The 5110-nt window shown below is 68.8% G+C and carries 4 protein-coding genes; all 4 read left to right on the forward strand.

Features of this window, described 5'->3' with window-relative positions; genetic code table 11:
* The first annotated feature begins 377 nt into the window (after positions 1-377).
* On the forward strand, positions 378-2291 hold the full coding sequence (gene dnaK / locus D7V93_RS37435; RefSeq protein WP_120647891.1) for a molecular chaperone DnaK: 1914 nt from the start codon (positions 378-380) through the stop codon (positions 2289-2291).
* A gap of 217 nt (positions 2292-2508) precedes the next feature.
* The gene (locus D7V93_RS37440; protein ID WP_120647889.1) at positions 2509-3372 is read left to right on the forward strand and encodes a hypothetical protein; all 864 of its coding nucleotides are present in this window, start codon (positions 2509-2511) and stop codon (positions 3370-3372) included.
* 27 nt (positions 3373-3399) lie between these two features.
* Entirely contained in the window at positions 3400-3807 is a 408-nt protein-coding gene (locus D7V93_RS37445; protein WP_120647890.1) for a thiol-disulfide oxidoreductase DCC family protein, read from the forward strand.
* 51 nt (positions 3808-3858) lie between these two features.
* Positions 3859-5110 (forward strand): AAA family ATPase (locus D7V93_RS37450; RefSeq protein WP_158623949.1); only part of this gene is annotated, 1252 nt, incomplete at its 3' end.

A 5110-nucleotide genomic window follows, 5' to 3' on the forward strand; every position in this document is an offset into this window, starting at 1 on the left:
GTATGACAGCGATGACGCGGTGGGGACTGTGCACTTTTCTCGCCAAGGGCTGACGCGAGGCGTCAGTCAATGTGTTCACTGGAGTTTCAAGGGGTTGGCCGGTCTGCTGGTGGTCAATGTGGCCGCTCGGTTGCTACCGCGGGGTGACGGCGGTGTAGAGCGCGTTACGCACCCGTGCCACGCACGTGGCGGGGCGGTGACACATCCCGCCATGGACTGCGCACTGCGCTACGCAGCGAGCGTCATCACCTTTGCGCTGGGTACCCGGGCCCACGGGAAACCCGTCCTCGCGTTTGACACACCGGGGGGGGTGGTTACGTTGGGCATACATCGGGTTTTGGCAGGAAAACCGTAGTTATTTCCAGAGGATGGGAACCGTGGGCAAGATTATCGGAATCGACCTGGGCACCACGAACAGCGTGGTGGCGATCATGGAGGGTCGCGAGCCCAAGGTCATCGTCAACGAAGAGGGTACCCCCACCACGCCTTCGGTGGTCGCCTTCACCAAGGATGGGGAGCGCCTGGTCGGTCAGGTGGCGAAGCGTCAGGCCATCACCAACCCGGAGCAGACCATCTACTCGGTCAAGCGCTTCATGGGCCGCCGGTACGAGGAGACCACCGAGGAGGCGAAGCTGGTCCCCTACAAGGTGGCCCGGGGACCCAACGGCGATGCGCGCGTCGACATCAGCGGCAAGCAGTACAGCGCGCCGGAGATCAGCGCGCAGGTGCTCCTGAAGCTCAAGCGCGCCGCGGAGAACTACCTGGGTGAGAAGGTGACGGAGGCGGTCATCACCGTCCCGGCGTACTTCAACGACGCCCAGCGCCAGGCCACCAAGGACGCGGGCGAGATCGCCGGCCTCACGGTGCGCCGCATCGTGAACGAGCCCACCGCGGCCGCGCTCGCGTACGGCATGGACAAGAAGAAGGATGAGAAGATCGCCGTCTACGACTTCGGCGGCGGCACCTTCGACGTGTCCATCCTGGAAGTGGGCGAGAACGTCGTGGACGTGCTGGCCACCAACGGCGACACGCACCTGGGCGGCGACAACATCGACCTGCGGATCATGGACTGGCTGATCAGCGAGTTCAAGAAGGACACCGGGCTCGACGTCAGCAAGGACAAGATGGTCCTCCAGCGCCTGAAGGAGGCGGCGGAGAAGGCGAAGATCGAGCTGTCCAGCGCGATGCAGACGGACATCAACCTGCCGTTCCTCACGGCGGACGCTTCAGGTCCCAAGCACCTGAACGTGAAGCTCTCGCGCGCCAAGTTCGAGCAGATGATCAGCGATCTGGTCGAGCGTTCGCTGGAGCCGTGCCGCAAGTGCCTGAAGGACTCGGGCCTGGACCCGAAGGACCTCAACGAGGTCGTGCTCGTGGGCGGCTCCACGCGCATCCCGATGGTGCAGGAGGCCGTGAAGCGGCTGTTCGGCAAGGAGCCGAACCGCACGGTGAACCCGGACGAGGTCGTGGCCGTGGGCGCCGCGGTGCAGGCCGGCGTGCTCTCCGGCGAAGTGAAGGACATCCTCCTGCTGGACGTGACGCCGCTGTCGCTGGGCGTGGAGACGCTGGGCGGCGTGATGACGAAGCTCATCGAGCGCAACACGACCATCCCCACGCGCAAGTCGGAGACCTTCTCCACGGCGGCGGATGGTCAGACGCAGGTGGAGATCCACGTGCTGCAGGGTGAGCGCGAGATGGCGGGCGACAACCGCAGCCTCGGCCGCTTCCACCTGACCGGCATGCCTCCGGCGCCGCGCGGCGTGCCGCAGATTGAAGTGACGTTCGACATCGACGCGAACGGCATCCTCAACGTCAACGCCAAGGACAAGGCGACGGGCAAGGAGACGAAGGTCACCATCAGCCACTCGTCCGGACTGTCGAAGGACGAAGTGGAGAAGATGGTCACCGACGCCCGGGCCAACGAGTCCGCGGACAAGGCGCGCCGCGAGCTCATCGAAGTGAAGAACCAGGCGGAGAGCCAGGCCTACGCCGCGGAGAAGATGGTCAAGGAGAACAAGGACAAGCTCACCCCCGACGTGGCGAAGGCCATCGAGGACGGTGTCGCGGAGCTGAACAAGGTCCGCGAGGGGCAGGACAAGGACGCCATCAAGGCGGCCCTGGAGAAGCTCCAGCAGTCCACCTACAAGGCCGCGGAGGAGATGTACCGGGCCACTGGCGGCGCGCCGGGTGCCACGCCTCCTCCGGGCGGCGAGCCGTCCGCGGCGCCGGGCTCCAGCGCCCAGCCCGCGGCCAAGGACGACGTGGTGGACGCCGAGTTCCGCCAGTCGTAAGGCCGTGAGCTGCTGAACATCCCAGGGCCGGTGCTCCGACGAGGGGCGCCGGCCCTGTTTTTTTGTCCGTCCCCTGAGTCCTTCCGGGCCGGCGGACGGTCGTGCCGGGCGCGGGATGTGGTGGGACGACAACCCCGTGATTTCACGCGGCCCGGGGTGGCGGAGGCGCTGCAAGGGGCGGGCGGGTTCCCCGCTGCATTCAGGAAGGTGTCCCGCCATGTCCCGCATCGAATCCCTGCTGTCCGGAATCCGCCCGGACCTCACCGCCTCCGAGGTCCCCTCCAGCCCCGCCTCCGTGAGCCCGTCGCCCGCTTCACGGCCGCCGTCGGGCGCCCCGGCCAACTGCGTGGAGGTGTTCCGGGGCGCCGTCACACCGGCCCCGGTGCCCACGAGGGCCTCCACCCAGGGGGCGCTCCGGGCGCGGGAGGACAATGGCTTCGACTTCGGCGTGGGCGGCGCGTTCCCGCCGCGACCCGCGGGCTCCCTCCGCGAGCAGGTGAAGCAGGGGGCGCTGCTGATGGCGCAGACCGAGGCGGCGGCGGTCAGCGTGACCATCGACGGAGGTGCCGCGATGGACGCCTACGCGCGCGAGCACCTGAAGCACCTGGAGCCGAGTCCGCCCATCGCGGGCGCGCCCACGTCGCTCACCGACTACACCAGCACCATTCCCGGCGTGTCCGCGCAGGAGGCCTATGCGTCCTTCGTCGCCCATCCGGAGCTGCTCTTCGGCGCGGCGGGCATCTTCCTGCGGCCTGCGGCGGGCGCGCTGAAGGACGGCGCCCGGCTGTTCCTGGAGGAGCAGGGGCCGCCGCCGGTGTGGGCGCCCATCCGCGTGAAGCTGGACGCGGAGCAGCGCACCGTCCACATCACCACCCTGGACGGCCACCCGTTGCGCGGCACCAACCGGTTCATCTTCGACGACGACGGCACTGGCGGCACGCGCATCCGCCAGTACTCGGCCTTCCAGGGCAGCTCCCCAGCGACGTCGGTGGGTCTGGCCCTGATGGATCCCATTGAACGACAGCACGACATCTGGCGCAGCGTGCACGGACAACTCCATGACATCCTCAAGGCCCGTTGACATAGATGGCGGGTGGGGAGGTGACGCGTGACGACGCTCCAGACAACGCCGCCGGGACATGACGTGGTCCTCTTCGACAGCCACTGCCGCGTCTGCAGCGGGGCCGCGCGTCAGATGCAGCGACTGGTGGGCGGCCAGGGCACGCAGCTGCTCTCGTTCCGCGACGAGGGCGTCCTGGACGCCTTCCCTGGCATCAGCTTCGAGCGGTGCGAGAAGGCCATGCAGCTCATCCAGGCGGACGGCCAGGTCCTGGAAGGGGCGGAGGCCATCATCCGGGCGTTGGGCCGGCGCCCCCTGGGCCGGCTGCTCTACGTGTACTACGTGCCGGGCCTGCGCCAGCTCGCGGACGCGGTGTACGGGGTGGTGGCCCGCTACCGCTTCCGCATCGCGGGTCGTGATTGCCCCGATGGGGCGTGCGCGGTGCACTTCAAATAGGGGAAGGGGGGCGGATAGCATGCGTCCTTCCCCGCTCCCCTCTGGCCCTCCGTGACTTCGCCTCCTCCCCCCTACCTGCAGGCCGCCCAGTCCTTTCGCCGCTTCTTCGGGGAGCTCAGAGAGACGTACCTGGAGCGGGAGACCCTCTTCACGCAGATCGAGCTGGCGCTGCTGTGCCGCGAGCACGTGCTGGTGGTGGGGCCGCCAGGGACGGCCAAGAGCGCGGTCGCCAGCGCCGTCCTGGGGCGCATCACCGACGAGATGTCGGGACTGCCCTCGCTGTTCTCCAAGCAGATCGCCGAGTCCACGCTGCAGACGGACCTCATCGGCCCGGTGGACTTCAAGGTGCTCACGGAGACGGGGCGCACCGAGTACCTCACCGACGAGGGCATGCTGGGCTCGGTGCACGCGTTCCTGGACGAGGTCTTCGACGGCCGGGACATGCTGCTGCGCTCCATCCTCAACGTGATGTACGAGCGCGAGCTGAAGCACGGCCGGAAGGTGACGGCCGGACGCACCGAGTGCGTCGTGATGACGAGCAACCGCTACCTCACCGAGGTGCTCGCGCGTTCGCCGGAGCTGCTGCTCGCGTTCGCGGACCGGCTGAGCTTCATCTGCTTCGTGCCCAAGGCCTTCGCCCGGCGGGAGAGCCGGGCCGCGATGCTGCACCGCTTCGTGCACGGGACGCGGCCGGACCTGCGGGCCACGCTGACGCTCCAGCAACTGGACCTGCTCCAGGACGCGGTGGCGCTGGTGAAGGTGCCCGGCAACGTGCTCGAAGGCGTTGAGATGCTGACGGACGCGCTGGAGCGCACGCTGGTGGCGCAGGTGTCGAAGCTGCCGGACTACGTGCCCACGAAGTACTTCTCCCAGCGGTCGGTGGTGAAGGCGCTGTGGACGCTGAAGGCCGCGGTGGTGCGCGATCAGATCTACCGCCGTCCGGACCGGCCGCTCGAGGCGACGGTGGAGGACCTGGACGCGCTGCGCTGGTTCTTCCTGCTCGGGGGCCCGCCCGCGGCGGAGGCGGACGCGCTGCTCAAGGCGGCGGTGGATCCGCGCGAGCGGGCGCAGCTGGAGATCGTCCGGCTGGAGCAGCGCACCTTCGACGAGGTGCTGGGCAAGGTGCGCCAGGAGCTGGGCGGAGGTGTGGAGCGCGAGGCGACGACGCTCGCGGCCGCCGACGACGTGAACGCCGCCGAGGCGCTGAGCCGCAACTGGCAGGCGGGCGTGGTGTCCAGCACCGCGCGCGGGGTGCTGGGCAAGCTGGTGCCCGGTCCGCGCCACGGTCAGAACCGGGCCCCGA

The organism is Corallococcus llansteffanensis (genome assembly GCF_003612055.1).
Lineage (GTDB): Bacteria > Myxococcota > Myxococcia > Myxococcales > Myxococcaceae > Corallococcus > Corallococcus llansteffanensis.

Bases quoted from the DNA above. Each gene is read 5' to 3' on its own strand.
- D7V93_RS37440 (WP_120647889.1), top strand. From the start codon at position 2,509: ATGTCCCGCATCGAATCCCTGCTGTCCGGAATCCGCCCGGACCTCACC.